Below are 21,464 nucleotides of genomic sequence, written 5' to 3' on the forward strand. Positions count from 1 at the left end.
AACGGAAAGGCCCTCTCATGTCCGACCTGCTGCGTGCCCCCGCCGAGATCAAGTACGCGGAGGAGCTCGACTGGCTGGAGTCGATCGACGACAACCCGAAGCCCTTCTCCTGGCGCCTGTCCCCCAAGATGGTGCGCCTGTTCATCCTCGGCTCCGAGCGCGCCGACGGGCTGGACCGGGAGATCGCGCAGAAGTGGTTCGGCGACCGGAGCTTCGTCGAGCGGTCGATCGTCACGCTCGCCTCCGACCGCGGTCTGCTGCTCATCGGCGACCCCGGCACCGGGAAGAGCTGGCTGGCCGAGCTGCTCGCCGCCGCGATCAGCCGCAACTCGACCCTCGTGGTGCAGGGCACGGCCGGCACGACCGAGGATCACGTCAAGTACTCCTGGAACGTGTCCATGGTGATCGCCAAGGGGCAGTCGCGGGAGTCGATGATCCCCTCGCCGATCATGACGGCGATGGAGGCGGGCGCCATCGGCCGCTTCGAGGAACTGACCCGCTCCACCAGCGACGTGCAGGACGCGCTCATCTCGATCCTGTCCGAGAAGTACATCTCCGTACCCGAGCTGGGCGGCGGCGAGGGTGACGACAACATCGTCTTCGCCAGGCCGGGGTTCTCGGTCATCGCCACCGCCAACAGCCGCGACCGGGGCGTCAACGACCTGTCGTCCGCGCTCAAGCGCCGCTTCAACTTCGTCCGCATCCCGGTCGTGACGAACAAGAAGAGCGAGGCGGAGATCGTCCGCTTCCGCACCGAGGAGCTGCTGCGCCGCCACTCGATCGAGCTGGACGTGCCGCCGACCCTGCTCGACGTGCTGCTCCAGAGCTTCGCCGACCTGCGTGCCTCGGCCGCCGCGGCCGGCAGCGACGACGAGAAGCTGGAGTCGGCCCTGTCGACGGCCGAGCAGATCGGCGTACTGGAGGACGCCGTGCTGCACGGCAACTTCTTCGGCGAACGCGCCCTGAGCGCCCGTACGCTGGCCGCCTCGCTGGTCGGCTCGCTCACCCGCCGCGAGCCGGAGGACCTGGCCATCCTCAACAAGTACCTGCACGGTGTCGTCGAGCCGCGCAGCAAGGAGGAGGGCGGCTCCTGGCCGGAGTTCCTGGAGGGCGGCCGCGACGCGATCGCCACGCTGTCGTGACCGGCTCCCGGGACGGCGCGTTCGACGCGCTGCGCGGACAGCTCCAGGAGGCGGCGTCCGCCTTCGCCGGCGGGCCGGACGCCCTGGAGGGCATCCTCCTCGGCATGGTGGACGACGTCGACCGCGCGGTGCGCGAGCCTCTGGAGATCTTCCCCGTCTGCCACCACTCCCCCGCCTCCGCGCTCGCCATGGCCCGGCGGCTGCGCGAGAAGCAGCCGAAGGTGGTGTACCTGGAGCTGTGCGAGGACATGGCGCCGCTCCTGACCGAGCTGCGCAACTGCCGGCTGCCGGTGGCGGTGCAGGCGTTCGCCGGGGAGACCGACGGCTTCCCCGCGGACTGGGCGCCGCTGTCGGTGATCGCGCCGATCACGGAGGCGTCCGCCGAGTACCAGGCGCTCGCGTACGCCCTGGACACGCCCGGCGTGGAGCTGGTCCTCGTCGACCGCTCGGCCGACCACGTCTTCCAGTGGGACCCGCGCCACGAACCGGAGCCGCGCCGTGCCGAGTCCGGCGAGGCGGAGGCGGCGCTGCACGGCGAGGCGGTCGGCGTGGAGATCGGCGACCTCAGGCCCCGCTTCGCCGAGCTGGAGGAGCACCTGCTGCGTCACGGCAGGGTGCGGCACTGGTCGGAGTGGTGGCACCAGTACGTGGAGGTGCCGCTCGGCAGCAGCGACCACGACACGTACCGCCAGGTCATGTTCCTCATCGGCAGCCTCTTCCGGCGGCTCGCGCCCGGCGACGGGGACCGGGTCCGGATCGACGAGGACCGCGAGCGGTACATGTGGACGCGGATGCGCGAGCACCTGGCCGCCTCCGGGACCGATCCGGCGGACTGTGTGTACGTGTGCGGCGCGTTCCACGCGGCCAGCCGCGTCGAGGAGTTCGGCGTGGCGGGCACGGCCGGCGCCTTCTCGATCTCGCCGCGGACGGGGACGACGTGGCAGTACGGGCTGATCCCGTCCAGCAACGCGGCGATAGAGGCGCAGTTCGGCCTGGCCGCCGGGTCGGTGTCGATCGCCGCGGCGGAGTGGACGAAGAGCCTGAAGCGCACCCGGGTGCGTCCGTACCGGCTGGCGGGCCAGGACGGGACGAAGAGGAGGGCACCGGCGAAGAAGACGGCCCCCGCCGCCCCGGTCGCCCCCGCGGCCGGCGCCGGGTCGCCGGCCGCCCCCGACCGGCTCTCCGGGTTCCTGCGCCGGCCGCCGGTACTGGACGGGCTGGACGAGGCCGAACTGCTCGGCTGGTCGGTGGACATCGTCCGCGCGGCCCGGAGCAACGGCTACCTCGCCTCGACCGCCGACGCCATCGCGGTCTTCGAGACGTCCCTCCTGCTCGCCGGGATGCGGGACCGGGCGAAGCCGACGCCGTACGACTTCCAGGACGCGGCGGTCACCTGCATCGAGAAGGACGCGGTGCCGGGGCGGCGGGACGTACGGCGACTGGTCGAGAGCATGATGGGCGGCGACCGCGTCGGCCGGGTGGGCTACGAGGCCCTGCCGCCGCTCGCCCGGGACGTGCACGACCGGCTGGCGCCGCTGGGGCTCAGGCTCCAGCAGCGCGGTGTGCGGCGGGCCCTGCTCGACATGGTGTCCCGGCCGGAGCTGCGGTCCTGCTCCGACGTGCTGTGGATGCTGCGCCGGCTCCTGCCGCACGGCGCGGCCCGCCCCGTCATGGGCGAGCGGCGGCTCGGCGAGCGGTCGATCCAGGAGTCCTGGGACGTGGCCCTCGGCACCCACCAGCGTTCCCTGATCGAACTGGGCTACGAGGGTGTCAGTCTCGAACAGGTCCTGGAGCAGCGGCTGCGGCGCGACGCGTACGGGCCGCAGGCGACGACGGCGACCGTGCTGGCCGCCGTGGAGGACGCCGTGCTGTACCTGCGCGGCGGCCGTCTCGCCGACGAACTCGGCGCGCACGCCCTGAAGGTGCTGGCCGGCGAGCGCAGTGTCGACGGGGCGCCGGAGGTGCTGCGCCGGGTGCGCGCCCTGCTCGCGTACTACCGGACCAACGAGCCGGAGCTGCCGGTCTGGATCGAGTCCTTCGTGAAGACCGGGTACGCGCACTACTGCACCCTGCTGCCGACGGCGTTCCGGGACGAGGACGCGACGGTGGGGCAGGTCGCGGCGATGCTCGGCTTCCTGTTCGGCATGGAGTCGCTGGCGCTGTCGCTGGGCTGTGACCGGGCCCAACTGGAGCTGTCGGTGGCCCAGTCGCACCCGGAGGAGCCCGCGAAGACGGCGCTGCTGTGGGCGGCGCGGGTGCAGCTCGGCACGTTGTCCCGGGCGGAGCTGCGCGCGCGGTGCGGGGAACTGCTGGACAATCCGCTGGTCGTCCCGGCCTACCCTCGCTATCTCAGCGGGTTCGTGCACGCCCTGGAGCCGGTGCCGGGGCTGGCGGACGTGGTGGTGGAGGCGGTGTCGAACGCCTTCGGCCGGCTGCCGGACGCGGTGCTGCTGCCGTGGCTGCCGCTGCTGATCACCACGCTGCGGTCGGGGGCGGCCGAGCTGGCGCCGCTGCTGATCCGTGAGGCGGGGCGGATCTTCCCGGCCCGGCTGGAGGAGCTGGACGCCTGGGTGCCGCCGTGGCGGGCGCCGTCGGTGCCCGCCGGCTCGGGCCGGGCCGTGTCCGGGCCCCGGGGGGTGGCGCTGCTCGCGGCGCGTCCGGCGGCATGCGACGCGGTGGCCGAACTGCTGGGCTGCGACGGCGGCTGGGCCGCCCCCGGCACGGCGGGCGCGGTGCCGCGGGGGGCCGCCCTGGCCGCCCGGTATCCGGCCGCCTGCGACGCCGTCGCGGAACTGCTGGGCTGCGACGGCGGCTGGGCGGGCTCCGGCGCGGGCCCGGCGGGGGCGGTGCTGACCGCCCGGCACCCCGGGACGACGGAGGCGGTCGGCGCCCTGCTGGCGGACGCCTGACCGGGCGGCCGGCCGGCCGGGGAACCACCCCGGCCCGGCCGCCGTCCTCGCCCCCGAACCCCCCGCTCCCGACATCCCGCAGGAGGCAGGAGTTTCGGGAGGGCCGCGGCCCTTCTGTTTCCCCCGGACCCAGTCGGCCTCGGCCTGCACTCCCCTTCCCGCGATCCGGTCCACGCCGGCCTGCGGCAGCCCCCGTACGAGCTGGTGGCGGGTTCCAGCCGGCCGGGTAGGCGACTCCCAGGGCCGGGGCGAGGAGCACGTACACGTACTGGTTCCGGTCGACGACCCAGGCGCCGCGCGTCGGCTCCGGCTTGGTGCGGGGGTGCCTCTATGTCTTTCGTCAAGGCGCCTAGGTTTGGTTTGGGATGGTTTGGCTTGCCGGGGTCATGCGGCGAGTTCGACGTCCCTGGGGACGCGGGGTTCGTAGAAGGTGCCGTCGCGGAGCATGGCGAACAGGACGCTGATGCGTTGGCGGGCGAGCCGGAGAAGGGCCTGGGTGTGGGTTTTGCCGCGGGCTCGCTGGCGGTCGTAGTAGGTGCGGGAGGCGGGATCGGCGTTCATGCAGGCGAAGGCGGAGAGGAACATGGCCCGCTTGAGCTGACGGTTTCCGCCTCGGGGTGCGTGCTCGCCGTGGATCGAGGTCCCCGAGGATCTCGTGGCCGGGGCGAGGCCGGCGTAGGAGGCGAGGTGGGCGGCGGTGGGGAAGCCGGTGCCGTCGCCGACGGTGACCAGCAGGACGGCGGCGGTCCTGACGCCGACGCCGGGCATCGACGTCAGGACCGGGGAAAGAGGGTGCGCCTCCAGCAGGGCGTTGATCTGGGTTTCCAGGGCCCGGCGCTGTTCGTGGACGGCTCCCAGCGAGCGGGCCAGGGTGGGGATCACGATATCGAGGGTGCCGGTGCCCGGGACGACGACGGTCTGCTCGTCGAGGGCGTCGAAGACGTCGTCGATCAGCCGCTTGGCCATGCGCGGGGCCTTGGGCCGGATGGCCTCGACGAGTCTGCGGCGGCCGGCTTTGCGCAGGGCGGCCGGGGAGCCGTGGCGTTCGAGCAGCCAGGTGACGGCCTGGTGGTCGAGGCGGGGGCCCAGGACGCGTTCCAGGCTGGGGTGGAACTGGGTGAGCAGGCCGCGTATCCGGTTGCTGGTGCGGGTGGCCTCAGCGGCGAGGTCCTGGTCGAAGCCGACAAGCACGGTCAGCTCGGCGGTGATCTCGTCGGTGAGTTCGAGCGAGCGCAGAGTGTGCGGCATGGTGCGGGCCGCGTCCGCGATCACGGCGGCGTCCTTGGCGTCGGTCTTGGCCTCGCCCGGGTAGAGGTCGGCGATCCGGCGCATCGCCAGTCCGGGCAGGTAGGCGACCTGGCAGCCCGCGTCCCGGGCCACGGTGAGCGGCAGGGCGCCGATGGAGGCGGGCTGGTCCACGATCACCAGCACGGTGCCGAACTTCGCGGCCAGCTTGTCGAAGACGGCCCGCAGCTTCGGTTCGCTGTTGGGCAGCTGCTTGTCGAAGACCTTCTTGCCGGCCGGGGTGAGTCCGTGGCCGTGATGGGCACTCTTGCCGACGTCCAGGCCGAGGAACACGCCCGCGTCTTCGGTGTCGAACATCGCACCCTTCCAAGGTGTTGACGGTGCCGGCCTCGGCTTCGGTGTCGTACGCGCGCATCCACGTTATGCAGACCTGCCGCCCGCGAGCTGCCCGGCATTGCGCCGGACCGGACGGTGGCCGGACCTCTGATCAGCGTCTCCGACGGCACCTCCCGGGCCCGGTGACACCACCCCCCAGGTCATCCGATCGACAGGGGGACACAGTCATGCCGGGCCCGGAGGCCAGCGGCCCTCTTGCAGGACCGCGAAAAACATAACGGGGGCTCCATGCCGGCGGTCTCGCCTTCCGGCCGGCCGGGAGACGGCCGGGTCGTCGACGTCGCCGCCCGGCAGCCGGAAGGCGGGCAGTGACCGTCCCCGACCGGCAGCCGCGTCCGCGCGCCGGCCCGGCCGTGGGTGAAGTCGTCGAAGAAGGTGGTGCGGCAGGCGCCGGGCCGTTCGGCGGGGCCGGAGCGGGAAGGCCGTGGTGGCGCCGCCCGTGCCCCCCCCGCTCAGGGGTGGTGCCCGGGGCGGACACGGACTCCCGCGTCCGCGCCCCGCCCCGGGGGCTCGCCGGTCGCGGCTCAGGCGGCCTCGGGCCGCGCCTTCCGGGCCGCCCGGATGATCTCCGCGTACCGCCGGCCGCTGGACTTGACGGTGCGGGCCTGGGTCGCGTAGTCGACGTGGACCAGGCCGAAGCGCGTGTCGTAGCCGTACGCCCACTCGAAGTTGTCCAGCAGCGACCAGGCGAAGTAGCCCTTCAGCGGGACGCCCTTGCGGGCCGCCGAGGCGCACGCGGCCAGGTGGGAGACGAGGTAGTCCGCGCGCCGCGGGTCCTCGACCGCCCCGTCGGGGCCCGTCTCGTCCGGGAACGAGGAGCCGTTCTCCGTGACGTACAGGTTCCGCGCGCCGTACTCCTCGGCGAGGCGCAGCAGCAGGGCCTCCAGACCGTCGGCGTCGATCTCCCAGTCCATGCCGGTGCGCGGGACGCCGACGCGGCGGACGGTACGGACGCGCGGAGCCGGGCCCGTGGGGTCGTCGGCGACGGTCTGCGGGAAGTAGTAGTTGAGGCCGAGCCAGTCCAGCGGGGTGCCGATGAGGTCCATGTCGCCGGGCTTCTCGGGGAGTTCGACGCCGTACACCTCGCGCATGTCCGCGGGGAAGCCGCGGCCGTGGACCGGGTCGAGCCACCAGCGGTTGGTGTGGCCGTCCATGCGGCGGGCGGCGGCCCGGTCCTCGTCGCGGTCGGTGGCGGGATGGATGGTGGAGAGGTTGTTGACGATGCCCACCTGGGCGCCGGGCGCCTCCGCCTTGACCGCGGCCATCGCCAGCCCGTGGCCGAGCAGCAGGTGGTACGAGGCGCGCACGGCCGCCGTCAGGTCGGTCCAGCCGGGCGCCATCACACCGTCGAGGTGGCCGATCCACGCCGAGCACAGCGGCTCGTTGAGCGTGGCCCAGTGGCCGACCCGGTCGCCGAGGCGGGCGGCCACGGCCGCGGCGTACCCGGCGAAGTGCTCGGCGGTCTCCCGCTCGGGCCAGCCGCCTCGGTCCTGGAGCACCTGCGGCAGGTCCCAGTGGTAGAGGGTGACGGACGGGGTGATGCCCGCCCCCAGCAGGCCGTCGACGAGCCGGTCGTAGAAGTCGAGGCCCTTGTCGTTGACGGGGCCGTCGCCGCCGGGCCTGACCCGGGGCCAGGCGACCGACAGGCGGTAGGCGTTGGTGCCGAGCCCGCGCATCAGCTCGATGTCCTCGGGCCAGCGGTGGTAGTGGTCGCAGGCGACATCGCCGTGATCGTTGTTGTCGGTCTTCCCGGGGGTGTGCGAGAAGGTGTCCCAGATCGACGGCGAACGGCCGTCCTCCGCCACGGCTCCCTCGATCTGGTACGCCGATGTGGCCGTGCCCCACAGGAAGTCGTGCGGGAGTGCGGCGAGGTCGATGGTCACGGGGTTCCTCTCGTTGTCACGGGGTGGGTCGCCGGGCGGCTCGTGGCCGCGCGGACGGGTCGGGCCGGATCACCGGCCGCCCGGCGGCTGATGGCCGGCGGCGGCCGGACGCCGGACGGGCGGTCGCGGTGGGACGGGTGCACGCCGTGCGGCACGTGGTCACGGTGCGGAGCCTGGGCGTGCGGGGGCCGGTGAGCCCGGTGGTGCGGGCGACGGTACGCCGGCCTGCCCCGCCCGAAGCCGCCCGTACGCCGGTCGGCTGGGGGACGCCCGTTCGCGGCGCGGCCGGCCCCGGGGCGGGCGGTCGCGGCCCGGCGGTGACGGACCGCGCGGTGACGGACCGCGCGGTGGCCGCCGGTCACTTGACGGCTCCGGCGGTCAGTCCGGCGACCAGGTAGCGCTGGAGGAGCAGGAAGCCCGCCACCACGGGGACGCTGACCACCAGGGAGGCGGCCATGATCTGGTTCCAGTAGACGTCGTTCTGGGTGGAGTAGCCCTGGAGGCCGACCGCGAGGGTGCGGGTCGTCTCGTTGGTCATCACCGAGGCGAACAGCACCTCGCCCCACGCGGTCATGAAGGCGTAGACGGCGACCGCGACGATGCCCGGGACGGCCGCCGGGACCACGACGCTGATCAGCGCGCGCAGCGGGCCGCAGCCGTCCACCATGGCCGCCTCGTCCAGATCGCGCGGCACCGAGTCGAAGTAGCCGATCAGCATCCAGATGGAGAAGGGCAGGGAGAAGGTCAGGTACGTGAGGATCAGCCCGCCGCGCGAGCCGAACAGGGCGATGCCGGTCGCGTTGCCGATGTTCACGTAGATGAGGAACAACGGCAGCAGGAAGAGGATGCCGGGGAACATCTGGGTCGACAGGACCGTCACCGAGAAGACGCGCTTGCCGCGGAAGGCGTAGCGGCTGACGGCGTAGGCCGCGAAGACCGCGATCACCACCGAGCAGACGGTGGCCGCGCCCGCGACGATCAGAGAGTTCACGAAGTAGTCGGCGAGCGGGACCGTCGACCAGATGTCGATGTACGGGCGGATCGTCAGCCCGCTCGGCAGCCAGCGGAACTCGCCGGAGACGTCCTGGAGCGGTTTGAGCGAGCTGGAGACCATCACGTACACCGGCAGCAGGACGAAGCCGGTCAGCAGGGTCAGGAAGACGCGGCGGGTCCACAGGAAGGAGCGCGGGGCCGCCATCGGGGAGCGGGCCGGGGCCTTCGCCCGGGTGAGCGGCGGGCGTTCGGCCGGCCGGGCGCTAGACATCGGCCGTCTTCCTCCCTCTCGAGGTCAGGAACAGGTAGACGCCGGTCACCAGCAGCAGGAAGAGCAGCAGCAGGACCGACATGGCGGAGCCGGTGCCGAAGTCCCAGGTGACGAACGACGACTGGTAGATGTGGATCGAGACCAGGTCGGCGGCCTCCGGGGCGGCCTTGCCGAACAGCACGTAGGGCGTGTTGAAGTCGTTGAACGTCCACAGGAACAGGACGAGGACGAGGACCTGGTTGACCGGGCGCAGCGACGGCAGGGTGATGCGGCGGATCTGCTGCCAGGTGCCGGCGCCGTCCAGGGCGGCGGCCTCGTACAGCTCGCGGGGGATGTTCTGGAGCCCCGCCATGACGATGAGGAAGGCGAACGGCCAGCCCTTCCACACGGAGACGACCAGAAGGGCGATGAAGCTGTTGTCGCCGATCAGCCAGAAGGAGGGCTTGTCGGTGAGGCCGAGCTGGTCGTACAGGACGTGGTTCACCAGGCCGTTGTCGTGCTGGAACATGAACGCCCAGGTGATCACGGCCGCGTAGACGGGCAGCGCGTACGGGACGAGGAAGAGGGCGCGCAGCAGTCCCCGGCCGCGGAAGGCGTCCTGCATGCAGATGGCCGCGGCCGTGCCGATCAGCCAGCACAGGCCGACCGACAGGACGGTGAAGACGCAGGTGACCAGGAAGGAGTGGAGCAGCGCCTCGCCGACGGGGGCGTCGAAGTCCAGCGACACCCGGTAGTTGTCGCCGCCGGTCCAGGGGGCCGTGCCCCAGTCCCGGAGGGTGAACTGGGTCAGTTCCTTGAAGCTCATCACGATGCCGATGACCATCGGCACGAGATGCACGAGGAGTTCGAGGAGCAGGGCGGGCAGGAGCAGCAGGTAGGGCAGGCCGATGCGGCGCAGGCGGCCGGGGAGGCGGCCGCCGCGCGCCGCCCCGGGGGTGCCGGGGCCGGTCTCCCGCGCGCCCGGCCGGGCCGGGACGGTCGTGGTGGTCATGGCGGGGTCCGTGGTCGTGGTCGCGGGGCCGCTCACTTCGCCGGCATCTGCTGCTGGGCCTTGGCGAGCCGTGCCCTGACCGACTCGGTGGTCACCGCGCGGCCGGCGGCGGCGTCGGCGAACAGTTCCTTCACGGCGGTGCCGACCGCGGTCTCGAACTGCGACTCGTCGGGCACCTGGGGCAGCGCGGCGGCGCTGGTGGCGAGGGTCTCGCGCAGGACGGCGGTGGAGGGCGAGCCGAAGGCGGGGTCGGCCTGGGCCGCCTTGACCGGCGGGATGGAGCCGTACGCCTGGTTGAGGATCTTCTGCTCGGCGTCGCTGGTCATGAACTTCACGAACGCGGTGGCGCCGTCGAGGTTGCGGGTGTTCTTGAAGACGGCCATGTTGATGCCGGCGACCATGGAGTTGGTGGCCTTGCCCGTGCCGGGGGTGCCGGAGGGCACGGGGGCGGGGGCGACGCCCCACTCGTCGTCCGTCATGCCGAGGCTCTTGAAGGTGGCGGAGGCGGTCTGCCACAGCACCATCGCCGTCTTGCCGTTGGCGAAGTCGCTGAGGGACTGGTTCTGCGCGTACTCGGCGTTGCCGGGGGCCACGATCTCGTCCTCGGCCATCAGGTCGACGTACTGCTTGACGGCGGCGACGGCCCCGTCGGAGGTGAAGTCGGCCTTGCCGTCGGCGGTGAAGAAGTCGGCGCCGTGCTGCTTGCCGAGGACGAAGACCTGGTGGATGTTGTTGGAGAGGTTGGAACCCTCCGCCCCCAGGCCCCACTTGCCGCCGTCCTTCGAGATCTTGCGGCCGGCCTCGACGAGTTCGTCCCAGGTGGCCGGCGGTTCGCCGATGCCGGCGTCGGCGAACATCTTCTTGTTGTAGTAGAGCGCGTACGCCATCGAGTAGAGCGGCACCGCCGCCGGGTCCTCGCCCGCCACCCCGGTCGAGCCGAGCGCCGACTCCACGAAGCGGTCCCGCCCGCCGATCGCGTCGAAGTTCTTCTCGTCCCAGGGCAGCAGGGCGCCGGTGGCCTGGAGGGACGCGCTCCAGGTGTTGCCGATGTTGAGGACGTCGGGGCCCTGGCCGGAGGTGGTGGCGGTGAGGATGCGGTTGAGCAGGTCGGGCCAGGGGACCACCTCCAGCTTCACCTTGATGCCGGTCTCCTTCTCGAACTTGTCGAGTTCGGGCTGGAGCACCTTCTTGTCCACCTCGACGCCGGCGCCCTGGTTGGAGGCCCAGTAGGTCAGCGTCTTCGGCGAGTCGCCTGCCCCGCCGCCCGTGGCGGAGCCCCCTCCGCAGGCCGAGGCGGCGAGAGCGAGAGACAGGGTGACGGCGCCTACGGCCGCGGCTCGGATGCTGCGCATGGCTCCTGGGTCCCTTTCCGGGAGTCGAGAAGTCCGAGGACGGCTGACGGGAGGCGGCGGACCCCCCGTTCGCTTCCCGAATCCCCTCATGGCTTAATTTAGGACGTGAGTTAATCTCCGGGAGAGGGGTCCGTCAAGGGCCCGCGCACGGCCGGCGGGCCGTCGCGGGCCGCACGAGTGGGCCCTGATGACCGGTCACCGCGGGCCGAGGGTCCGTGACCTGCGGCGGGAGAGCCGCACCACCGTCTGCAACGGTTGTGTTGCGACGGGCCGGTGAGCCGGCTCGCCCTCGGCCAGGCGGCCGGGCCGAGTTCGGGTTCCGTCGGCGACGTGGTGGTCCGACTGACGGTCGACGGGGTCGTGGAGGAGGCGGCAGCCTCGGCACGGACGGCGGCCCGCCGCGCACCCTGCTGCGGACCGGGCCAGGCCGGGGCCACAGCGGGCGGCCGGCCCGGACACGGTCACGGCGGGCGCCGCGATCCTGCCACCCGCGGCGTTCCTCGCCCTCGGCGGCGGGCAACGCCGGCTCCCCGTACCGCTCCCGGCCCGGCGGACGGCCCTCGGAGGCGGTCGGGGGCCCGGCCCCGTCCCTACGGGAGGGGTGCGGCCGACGGCTGGGTGGGGCGCCGGGGGCGTGCGCGGCAGTACGGGGCGCCGGGAAAGCGTGCCCGGCGGGTGGAGGCTGGGGGCGGTAGGGGACACCGAGGGGCCTGGAGCTTACCCGGCCGTGCGTACGGGGACACCGACAGGCGCGCGCCCGGCCGTACGGGAGGCGGTGGGTGGGCACGCGGCGATACGGAAAGCGGCGGTACGGGAAGCACCGCGGCCGGTGCGCGGCGGTACGGGAGCGGCGGGGCCGGTGGGTGGGGCGGTTGCAGCGGTGCGCGATGATGCCGGTCCGTCCGCCGACCGGAGGAGCCCACCGTATGCCCGCACGTGCCGACGTACCGCCCCCCGTCGCGCAGGAGACCCGCGCCAGGACCGAGGGCCCCGCCGCGGCCGGGGACGATGACTCCGGCGGCCTGATCATCTTCCTGAACGGGACGTCCAGTTCGGGCAAGTCCAGCATCGCCCGGGAGTTGCTCGCGGTGCTGGAGGAACCGTACTTCCACCTGCCCGTGGACGCCTTCCACGCGATGCGCACCCGCCGGGAGGCCGACCCCGCCGAACTGCCCGCCATCCTGCGGCGCACCTGGCGCGGCTACCACCGGGCCGTCGCCGGCATGGCCGCGGCCGGCAACAACGTGGTGGTGGACCACGTCCTCAGCGAGGACTGGCGTCTTCCCGACTGCCTCGGCCTCTTCCCGCCGGGCGATGTCGTCCTGGTCGGCGTACGCTGCTCCCTCGAGGAACTGGAGCGGCGCGAACGGGCGCGCGGCGACCGCCCCGCCGGGCTCGCCGCCCGCCAGTACGGACGGGTGCACGCCCACGGCCTGTACGACATCGAGTGCGACACCACCACCGCCGACGCCGCGGAATGCGCCCGGCGGATCGGCGCCTTCCTCCCCCACCGCCCGCGGCCCACCGCGTTCGAACGGCTCCGGGCCACGCTCCGCCCCGACCTGCCGTCCCCGGCCGCTGAACGGGGTCCGGTGTCGACCGCCGACCGGGGGAGAGTCCTTCCGTGAGCGAGACCTGGGTGATCGAGGAGGACGGCACCGGCGCCGTGGCGGGCGGAGCGGTGCGGGAGGCCCTGCGGACGAGGATCGCCAGGGGGCGGCTGGAGACGTGGCTGACCGGTTCGTCCGGGCGGTCGCTGGCCATTGTGACGAACACCGAGCGCGCGATGGTGGTGCTCCTCGCCCGTCAGGGCGATCCCGGCGAGCACGCGGTGGACCCGGGCGCCGAGGACTGGAGCGACGGCTACGCCCTCGCCAACGGGCAGGACGACGCGTATCCGGACGAGGACACCGTCCCGCTCGACGAGGCGTTCCGGATCGTGGAGCACATCGTCGGCACGGGAACGTGGCCCGCCGACGCCCGCTGGGTGTCCGACCGCTGACCGGCCCCTGGCCGAGACGCGCGTACCCGGCGCGCACACCGTGGAGCGCAGCGCCCGCCCGCTTCCCCGCACCACCGGGCACTGGACCTGGGCGCGGTCGTTCCTCGGCCGGATGAGCCTCCGCCCGACGGACGCCCCCTGCCTGACGGCGGCTTCACGCCCGACACCGACGATCCCGCCGTCCGCCACGTCGACCGGGTGCGGCAGACGGATCAACGGGGAGCCAACGGGCTTATGGCTCGCACTTGTTGAACGCAGAGCCACGGAAACGTCCACGGCTCTTGACGCAACGTTCACAGAGCTGAAGCATGCCTGCCAAGAGAGCGCTCCCCCACCCCCACACCGTTCATTTTCCGAACAGGAGAGCCGCCCCCATGTCCTCTTCCCCCATGGGCACCCCCACAGACCCCTCGCGGGACTCCGCCGCCGCCGGCACCCCCTCCCTGCGTCGGCGCACGCTCCTCGGCGCCGCCGCGGCGGCCCCGGTACTGGCAGGACTCGCCGGCGCCGCCCCGGCGTCCGCGGCCGGTTCCGGCGCACGGCCGCGCACCCTGGCCGGCGGCGGCGACCTCGGGCCCAACGTCCTGGTCTTCGACCCGTCCACACCCGACATCCAGGGCACCCTGGACCGGATCTTCCGGGAGCAGGAGTCGGCGCAGTTCGGCAGTGGCCGCTACGCGCTGTTCTTCAAGCCGGGCACCTACCACGGCCTCAACGCCCAGCTCGGCTTCTACACCTCCATCGCCGGACTCGGCCTCTCCCCCGACGACACGACGATCAACGGCGACGTCACGGTCGACGCGGGCTGGTTCGACGGCAACGCCACGCAGAACTTCTGGCGTTCGGCGGAGAACCTCGCCCTGGTCCCGGTGAACGGCACCAACCGCTGGGCGGTGTCGCAGGCGGCGCCCTTCCGGCGGATGCACGTGCGCGGCGGCCTCAACCTCGCGCCCGACGGCTACGGCTGGGCGAGCGGCGGCTACATCGCCGACAGCCGCGTCGACGGCCAGGTCGGCCCGTACTCGCAGCAGCAGTGGTACACCCGGGACAGTTCGGTCGGCGGCTGGCTCAACGCCGTCTGGAACATGGTCTTCTCCGGCGTCGAGGGCGCCCCCGGCCAGAGCTTCCCCGACCCGCCGTACACGACGCTCGACACCACGCCGGTCTCCCGCGAGAAGCCCTTCCTGTACCTGGACGGGGACGAGTTCCGGGTCTTCCTGCCGGAGAAGCGGACCAACGCCCGCGGCGTCTCCTGGGGCAACGGCACCCCGCGCGGCACCTCACTCCCGCTGACCCGGTTCTACGTGGCCCGCCCCGGCGACTCGGCCGCCGCCCTCAACCAGGCGCTCGGCGAAGGGCTCCACCTGCTGCTGACGCCGGGCGTCTACCGGCTGGACGGCACGATCGAGGTCGACCGCGCGGACACCGTCGTCCTCGGCCTCGGGTACGCCACGCTGATCCCCGACAACGGGGCCACCGCGGTACGGGTCGCCGACGTGGACGGCGTCCGGCTCGCCGGCTTCCTCGTCGACGCGGGCCCCGTCAACTCCGAGGTCCTGGTGGAGGTCGGACCGCAGGGCGCCTCGCGGGACCACTCGGCCAACCCGACCACCGTCCAGGACGTGTTCGTGCGCATCGGCGGCGCGGGCCCCGGCAAGGCGACGCACAGCCTGGTCGTCAACAGCCGCCACACCATCGTCGACCACACCTGGATCTGGCGTGCCGACCACGGCGACGGCGTCGGCTGGGAGACCAACCGGGCCGACTACGGCGTCGTCGTCAACGGCGACGACGTGCTGTGCACCGGTCTGTTCGTCGAGCACTTCAACAAGTACGACGTCCAGTGGAACGGCGAACGGGGCCGCACGATCTTCTACCAGAACGAGAAGGCGTACGACGCCCCCGACCAGGCCGCCATCCAGAACGGCTCCCTCAACGGATACGCCGCGTACAAGGTCGGCGACCACGTGACCGAGCACGAGGGCTGGGGGATGGGAAGTTACTGCTACTACAACGTCGACCCGTCCATCGTCCAGCACCACGGCTTCGCCGCCCCCGAACGCCCCGGCGTCCGCTTCCACGGCCTCCTGGTGGTCTCCCTGAGCGGCCACGGCCAGTACGAACACGTCATCAACGACACCGGCGCCCCCACCTCGGGCACGTCCACCGTCCCGTCGACGGTGGTGTCCTTCCCCTGACGGCCCCGGCTCCCTGGCCGGCCCTTCCCCCGGCGGGAGGGGCCGGCCCGTTCCCGCGCCGAGTCAGCCCAGCCGCCGCAGGGCGTCACCGCGCGCACGGTAAGCGCTTTCGAGCGCGTCCCCACGCAACACCCCCCGCGCCTCCTCGTCCACGCCCACGGCCTTCCCCCACACGTCGGCCATGTCGGCGCTCTGCTCCTCAAGTGCGGCCGGGCTCTCCTCGACACCCCGGGACAGCAGGGACCGCCGCCAGGAGACCACCAGGTGATCCACCGGTTCCTCGGCGTACGCGGGAGGCGGGGACGCCTTCCCCGTGAGCCCTTCGAACACGTCACGTACCCACCGCCCTCCCTCCTTCTTCCGGACGTCGGCGGCCACGGCGTCGAGCGCGCCAAGGGTACGAGCGTTACGTACTGTCGGCGCGGTCAACTCGGCACCGGTGGCGCCGGTTCCGACCACGGCGAGCCCCTCCGCAGCATGCCGGGTCGCCGCCATCCGCAGAGCGACGTACCCGGAGGCGTCCTCGGAGAGTGCCCGCACAGCTCGCAGCAACGCGTCACGCGGTACAGCCATATGCACCCCGTCGGCGTCCTCCCAGGCCGGCCTGGTGGGCGGGGCGTTCCTGACGTAGTCCGCGGTACCGATACCCAGGATGGCCTCGGTGTCCGCCGCGTAGTCGGCCAACGCCTCGGCTAGCGGCACCCTCAGCGCGGGCTCCAGCCGGCCCCCGCCGCGCTCGATCTGTCGGTCGACAGCCACGAGCACGTCTTTCATGGCCTGCGCCTGCTCCGGTGAATGCTCCCCTGGCACAGCCCCCACGGTCGCCCTCTTGACCGCGGCCCCGAATTCGGCACAGCTCATGCCGGACGCGTCGTCACCCAACGCGTCCCGCACCCGTCCGTCCCGCACCAACTCCCGGCAATCCCTGGAATCCCCCCGAGACCCCCCGAACCACCAAGCCCCGATTCCGCCGACCCCAGCCAGACACACCACCACGAAAACAACCCAGACAACCCACGACCGCCGGAGCGTGGACGAAGAAGCCTCAGACATAATCTTCCTTGTTGGGCGCCGATAGAGGGAGAAGGCCATCAGTTCACTGTGTCCGTCAAGTATTTCTGGGCCAACCCTTGGCCCCGGTCGTGACCATTGAGAATGCCATCGACGAGGACAGCTACTTGCGCCTTTCCTTGATCCGTTGCGGTATCGATGTCGGTCCGGCCATTCGCCCAAGCATCGACCATGATGACCATCTGATTATTTACGTTGAGGTACTCATCCGCAATCGCAGCGTTGGCCCGCGCATCCGCCTCAGCCTTCATGGAATTCGCCCACTCCCAGGCCCAGGTATCTACTCCGCGCTGAAGAGCATCACCGACTACTATCGAGCCACCACCAGTAGGAATCGCCAGCGGAGTCACAGCTCCACCAATAATATGGTAAGCGATCTTTGATTTCCAGTCTGCCTCATTGTAATCAGCCAAGCGTCCATCGTTCACCACATCCTCACGGATGGCCGAATAGGCTCCGAGTGTGGCACCGGACTTACTCAGGGGCGCGGATCGCTCAAATTCAGTCGATCCCTCTGGGATATCACGCAACTCCATATCGATGTATCTGGATTCCGCCTTGTGCAGGGTTGCATACGCCACCGGATCCTCCGACAGTCCCCGTATCACTTGGACGAGATCCTTCTGCGACGTTGCGAGGTGCGCCGTACCGCCGTCGTGGAAGTAACCAGCTCCTGTTGCCGCGCGGACGTAGTCGGCATCCATACCACCAAGAATTTCATGCGTGTCGTTGGTGTATTGCGCAAGCGCATTGGCAAGCGGCCGCCGAAGGTTCTCATGCACGGGAGCATCTGTGCCGTTGTCCGGTTTGAGCTCCTCGATAATCCCGTGCATCACACGTGCCTGCTCACTTGTGTGCGGCACCTCAGGCCAAGGATCCTCACCATTCTCGAGTGGCATTTTCCCGGTTGCCCCAGCCTCCAGAGCCACCGCCAGACCTGTCCGACTGAACGGATCATCAATCGACATGTTGGGAAAACCGCCCAGCAAGCGTGGAGGCCATTCCCGCTCGTGGAGCAGGTACTCGAGGTGGTTGTTGTCGACGTGGTCGGCGCCGGAGCCGTTGCCCGCGGGGTCGAAGAAGGCGGTGGCCGCGTCGGGGTTCCTGCTCATCACGGAGAGCAGTCCGTCGAGGGCGTCCGCCCGGACGCCCTCGTGGCCGGCGCCCCACTCGGTGAAGATGTTGGGCTGCTTCTTCTCGGCGGCTATGAGGTCGTCGGCGAGCTGGTAGAGGAACTGGTCGTCGAACTCGGCGTCGGCGTGCTGCATCAGCGCGACGAAGGACTGGTAACCGTACATCGGCTCGGAGTTGGAGCCGTAGTTCTTTGTGCCGTAGGTGTCGAGGCTGCCGGTCCACTCGCGGTAGAACCTGCCGTCCTCGCCGGCGACCCAGTCCTTGAACTTCTGTGATCCTGGGGGCGCGTCGGCGACCGAGCCGGGCACCCGGGTGGCCCTGGCGACGGTGTCGGCGAGCCCGCTCTGCAACGCCTGGTAGCGGTCCTTGTCCTTGCCGTCGAGGGCGAGTTCGTTGAGTTCGTTGCCGAGCTTGATGGTGCCGTCCGGGCCGAGGCCCTGCAGCAGGGTCCGGCTGAACACCTTGTCGTCGGAGTTGTCCCTGAAGGCGCGTTCCAGCTCGGCGAGTTCGGCGGCCGAGACCTTCTTGCCGTCGGCGAGCCGGGTGGCGATGTCCCGGGCGTTCTCGGCCTCGTACTTCTCGATGTCGCCGTAGGCGTGGCCGTTGAAGCCGTTGAGGGTGCCGTCGGTGGCGTCGGTGTCGACGACGACCGCGGTGAAGGCGATGTCGACGCCCTTGTCGGCGTCCGTCACGTCCTTGACCAGTTGGTCTATGCGGTTCTGCCAGGAGGTGACGCTCTTGCGCACGCTGTCCTGGTAGTCGGGGTCGTGGTGGTAGGCGGTGCGGGCGGTGTTGTTGAGCCGCGCAGTGTCGAACGCGACGATCCCCTGGTCGGAGACCTTCATCCCGTCGTTGATGGCGTCCTGGCGGGCGCTGGTGAGCTTGCCGCGCAGGTCGACGAACTGGGTGTGGGCGTCGCGGAGCAGCGAGGCGATGGCCTTCGCCTCGGTCTGGGCGCTCTGGTACTCCTTGAGGGTGATGTCGAAGCGGCGGTTGGCGACGTCCGCGCTGAGCCCCAGCCAGAGCGGTCCCATCGTGATGCCGTGCACGTCCCGCTTGTAGGCCTTCTCCTGCTTCTGGAACTCCTTGGCCATGTCGTCCCAGCCCTCGGCGGCCGTGGTGAGCGTGGCCAGGTCCGTCGTCATGATCTCGTGGTACGTCGGCATGGTTCCCCGTGGTGCGTGCGCGTGGACGTGGACGAAGCGGTGCTGTGCCGGGGGGACGCCCCGGCGGGTGGCGCGGTACGGGTGTCTCAGTAGCCGTCGAGGCTGGAGGACTGGCGCACACCCTGACCGACGCCGAAGTCGGTGTTCTGGAACAGGATGTTGGTGCTCCGCAGGGCTTCCTTCTCGCCGCCGAGCCGGTTCATCAGGTTCTGCACCTGCTCGCCCCAGGCCTTGTGCGCCTTCTTCAGCGCCGAGGAGGTGACCCAGCCCTCGCCGTCCTTCGGGGCGAACGCCTTGACCGCGGCGCCGGTCGGCTCGTCCGCCGTCTCGCCGGCCTTGCGGGTGTCCGGTTCGAGGTGCTCCTCGATGGCCTTCGCCGCGGCCTTCTTCTGCGCGGGGCTGGAGGCGAGGTCCGCCGTGCCGCCGCCCAGGGGAACCGGCGGGCCGCCGGGCTCCGCGGGGTACTGATTCAGCCTCGTCCCGACCGGCTGCCCGGCCCCTTCGCCGTACTGTTCCGCGACCGGCTCCGCCATGATCCCTCTCCCCGTTCCCCTCGATTGGCGTGCACCCGCCAGACTATCAACGAGGGTCCGTCACCCACCCTCTGAGCTGGCCAGATGCCGGAATGACCGACGGCCCCTCCGGGTCGGTCAGGCCGTAGCGGGTCGGCATCCGGTGCAAGGTCGACCTGTCCAGCAGCGCGCGAGGGGTGAGCGTGCGGAACTCGGTGTCGCTCGGGGTGTTCCTCGCAGTGGCCGCTTCCTCAGGGTGCCGCTTACCCTTGTCGAACTGGCGGGACGCGGCATCGCCGCAGACGCGGCTGCGACCCGTTGGGTGTTGGAGGTAGGGAAACCACACCTGGATGGCTTCACGCTGGCGGACAAGCTGATCAGCCGCGGTGAACTGGAAGATCAGCTTGTTGAGCTGTGGCAGGCGTATGCGCACGGCGGGATCGACGCGGCGGTCTTCGAAGCCCGGTTGGCAGAGATCGTCGGGGCCGTCGAGCGGTGGTCCTCGGTTTCCGCGGAAGCCTCCTCAAGCCGCCTTCGTCGGGTAATCGATCCAGGCGCGGATGGGTGAGTCGGACGCGAAGGCTGTCTTCGGTTCGGTGCGGGTGTTGCGCCAGCGGATGTAGGCAGCGAGGGCGGCGTTCTGTTCGTCGTGGCTGCGGTGGTCGGTGGCGTTGAGGGCGAAGTAGCGCAGGTCGGCGAACTCGGCCTCGATCCAGTTCAGCCAGGAGCCGTAGGGCCGGCAGGAAGACCAGCTCGACGTCGTGGCCGCCCGCCCAGGCGCGGACCTTGGCGTGCCTGTGCGGGGAGAAGTTGTCCAGCACCACATACAGCTTCTGACCGGGCCAGCGGGCGCGCAGGGCCTTGAGGAGAGCGAGGAACTCGCGCCAGCGCTTGCGCGGGCGGATGCGGTAGTACAGCTTGCCGGCGGCCAGGTCGAGGGCGGCGAGCATGTGCATTACGCTGTTGTATCGGTTGTAGGTGGCCCGCAGCCTGCTCGGACGCCGCACCGGGCCCCATGCCTTGACCTTGCGGGGCATCAGGTTCAGCGGCCCGAACTCGTCGACGCATATCACCCGTACATCCGTCGGCGGGGTGTCGTACAGCGCCAGGATGCGGTGCATCTTGGCGATGAACTCCGGGTCAGTGGACGCCTTCCACGTGGTGGTGGTCTGCCAAAAAGACCTTGCCGGCGTGCAGGATCCGGCGCAGCGTCTCCCGGCTGATGGCCGCGGTCACCTTCTGCTTGACCAGGTGCTCGGCGAGCTTGCTCAGGCTCCAGGTGGAGAACGCGGTGATCCTCCAGTCGGCGGGGGACGTCCGGGCGATCAGGCAGATGCGCTCACGCACCTGGTCACTGATCGTCTGGGGGCGTTCCCGCTCCATTTTGGGTCCAGCGCGTCCAGCCCCCGCTCATTGAAGGCGTGGATGACATCGCGGACGTAGTCCTCGGCGACCTGCATCAGCACGGTGATGTCCTTGACCGTCTGGCCCTGGGCGGACATCAGCACCACGATCGCCCGGCGGAGTTTCACCGGGTCCTTCGCGGTCCGGCTGATCCGCTGCAGCTTCCGGCCCTCCTCCATGCTCACCGGCCGGACGAACACGCTTGGTCGACGTCCCACGACCACCTCCAAGATCAGGTCTTGGAGACAGTCTGCTGACCGACGAACAGCAGGTCGATTACCAGGCCAAGGCTGCGTGACGAGCCACTAGACCAACCACTTCCCCTCGCGCATCAGGGTCCGTCCGGTCATCTCGGGAACCGTTCCCCATGCCTGCAGCACGTGCGGGGTGACCTGGAAGAAGACGTACGAGGGGTGGTCCTCGCGAGGGTCCCAGCCGTCCTTGGCGGCGAAGGCGTCGCCGACCTCGGCGGGAAGCTCTTCGCGGGTCAGCATGCGCGCGGTGCCGTGCATCAGGACCACGTCCCGGCTGTGGCCGAAGCTGAGCCGTACCCGGCCCGAGGCACACAGGTTGCGACCGGTCGGGTTGGTGTCGAGGGTGGACAGCCACACCGCCTCGCCGTCCCACCAGAAGGCCAGCGGAACGAGGCACGGCTCGCCGGTGGCGTCCGCCGTGGCGACCCATACGTCGTTGTCCCGCGTGAGCCGCTCGAGCGCCTCACGCTTGCGCTGTTCCGGGCCACGGGGCCCGCCGGGATGAGCGTCAACTACCGTCATATGAAGAGGATATGACGTG

The 21,464-nt window shown here is 71.0% G+C and carries 18 protein-coding genes; 5 read left to right on the forward strand and 13 right to left on the reverse strand.

The features are described 5' to 3' along the window. Positions 1–17: 17 nt before the first annotated feature. Positions 18–1,142, forward strand: coding sequence for an AAA family ATPase (locus VM636_RS03300; RefSeq protein WP_030422318.1), 1,125 nt, complete (start codon positions 18–20; stop codon positions 1,140–1,142). Further along, on the forward strand, positions 1,139–4,051 hold the full coding sequence (locus tag VM636_RS03305; protein WP_053912916.1) for a DUF5682 family protein: 2,913 nt from the start codon (positions 1,139–1,141) through the stop codon (positions 4,049–4,051). Before VM636_RS03300 ends, VM636_RS03305 begins: the two co-directional genes overlap by 4 nt. Before the next feature lie 384 nt (positions 4,052–4,435). Here the strand turns inward: VM636_RS03305 and VM636_RS03310 are convergent, their stop codons facing one another. The 5 genes from VM636_RS03310 to VM636_RS03330 form a co-directional block, all read right to left on the reverse strand. Beyond that, positions 4,436–5,653, reverse strand: a complete 1,218-nt coding sequence (locus VM636_RS03310) for an IS110 family transposase (protein WP_338483161.1) — start codon at positions 5,651–5,653, stop codon at positions 4,436–4,438. A 563-nt stretch (positions 5,654–6,216) separates the two neighbouring features. Further along, entirely contained in the window at positions 6,217–7,575 is a 1,359-nt protein-coding gene (locus VM636_RS03315) for a GH1 family beta-glucosidase (RefSeq protein ID WP_053914254.1), read from the reverse strand. Positions 7,576–7,933: 358 nt separating this feature from the next. Further along, positions 7,934–8,773, reverse strand: a complete 840-nt coding sequence (locus VM636_RS03320) for a carbohydrate ABC transporter permease (protein WP_030422321.1) — start codon at positions 8,771–8,773, stop codon at positions 7,934–7,936. Positions 8,774–8,831: 58 nt separating this feature from the next. Beyond that, positions 8,832–9,830 carry a sugar ABC transporter permease gene (locus VM636_RS03325; protein WP_053914200.1) on the reverse strand — a complete coding sequence of 333 codons (999 nt, stop codon included), beginning with the start codon at positions 9,828–9,830 and terminating at the stop codon, positions 8,832–8,834. Between the two features lie 32 nt (positions 9,831–9,862). After that, positions 9,863–11,182 (reverse strand): sugar ABC transporter substrate-binding protein, encoded by a 1,320-nt coding sequence (locus VM636_RS03330; RefSeq protein WP_030422323.1) that lies wholly within the window; start codon positions 11,180–11,182, stop codon positions 9,863–9,865. A gap of 926 nt (positions 11,183–12,108) precedes the next feature. Here VM636_RS03330 and VM636_RS03335 point away from each other — a divergent pair. The 3 genes from VM636_RS03335 (at position 12,109) to VM636_RS03345 (ending at position 15,382) form a co-directional block, all read left to right on the forward strand. Next, entirely contained in the window at positions 12,109–12,810 is a 702-nt protein-coding gene (locus VM636_RS03335; RefSeq protein WP_078962748.1) for an AAA family ATPase, read from the forward strand. After that, the gene (locus VM636_RS03340) at positions 12,807–13,184 is read left to right on the forward strand and encodes a hypothetical protein (RefSeq protein WP_030422325.1); all 378 of its coding nucleotides are present in this window, start codon (positions 12,807–12,809) and stop codon (positions 13,182–13,184) included. Before VM636_RS03335 ends, VM636_RS03340 begins: the two co-directional genes overlap by 4 nt. Before the next feature lie 389 nt (positions 13,185–13,573). Continuing rightward, positions 13,574–15,382 (forward strand): coagulation factor 5/8 type domain-containing protein, encoded by a 1,809-nt coding sequence (locus VM636_RS03345; protein WP_338486287.1) that lies wholly within the window; start codon positions 13,574–13,576, stop codon positions 15,380–15,382. Between the two features lie 63 nt (positions 15,383–15,445). On the opposite strand, the gene VM636_RS03350 is transcribed toward VM636_RS03345, so the two are convergent. The 8 genes from VM636_RS03350 to VM636_RS03385 all read right to left on the reverse strand — a co-directional run bounded on the left by VM636_RS03350 (position 15,446) and on the right by VM636_RS03385 (position 21,445). Further along, the gene (locus VM636_RS03350; RefSeq protein WP_199825501.1) at positions 15,446–16,474 is read right to left on the reverse strand and encodes a hypothetical protein; all 1,029 of its coding nucleotides are present in this window, start codon (positions 16,472–16,474) and stop codon (positions 15,446–15,448) included. After that, the gene (locus VM636_RS03355; protein ID WP_338483165.1) at positions 16,474–18,732 is read right to left on the reverse strand and encodes a DUF6571 family protein; all 2,259 of its coding nucleotides are present in this window, start codon (positions 18,730–18,732) and stop codon (positions 16,474–16,476) included. Before VM636_RS03355 ends, VM636_RS03350 begins: the two co-directional genes overlap by 1 nt. A gap of 107 nt (positions 18,733–18,839) precedes the next feature. Next, positions 18,840–19,286, reverse strand: a complete 447-nt coding sequence (locus tag VM636_RS03360; RefSeq protein ID WP_338483167.1) for a hypothetical protein — start codon at positions 19,284–19,286, stop codon at positions 18,840–18,842. 46 nt (positions 19,287–19,332) lie between these two features. Further along, on the reverse strand, positions 19,333–19,698 hold the full coding sequence (locus VM636_RS03365; protein ID WP_030423459.1) for a hypothetical protein: 366 nt from the start codon (positions 19,696–19,698) through the stop codon (positions 19,333–19,335). Between the two features lie 90 nt (positions 19,699–19,788). Continuing rightward, on the reverse strand, positions 19,789–20,091 hold the full coding sequence (locus tag VM636_RS03370) for a hypothetical protein (protein ID WP_338483169.1): 303 nt from the start codon (positions 20,089–20,091) through the stop codon (positions 19,789–19,791). Between the two features lie 314 nt (positions 20,092–20,405). Then, positions 20,406–20,612, reverse strand: a complete 207-nt coding sequence (locus VM636_RS03375; protein ID WP_199809468.1) for a hypothetical protein — start codon at positions 20,610–20,612, stop codon at positions 20,406–20,408. Further along, entirely contained in the window at positions 20,591–20,887 is a 297-nt protein-coding gene (locus VM636_RS03380) for a helix-turn-helix domain-containing protein (protein WP_199809467.1), read from the reverse strand. Before VM636_RS03380 ends, VM636_RS03375 begins: the two co-directional genes overlap by 22 nt. Positions 20,888–20,974: 87 nt before the next feature. Next, on the reverse strand, positions 20,975–21,445 hold the full coding sequence (locus VM636_RS03385; RefSeq protein ID WP_338483171.1) for a pyridoxamine 5'-phosphate oxidase family protein: 471 nt from the start codon (positions 21,443–21,445) through the stop codon (positions 20,975–20,977). Positions 21,446–21,464 lie beyond the last annotated feature (19 nt).

The sequence above is a fragment of the Streptomyces sp. SCSIO 75703 genome, from assembly GCF_036607905.1.
Taxonomy (GTDB): domain Bacteria; phylum Actinomycetota; class Actinomycetes; order Streptomycetales; family Streptomycetaceae; genus Streptomyces.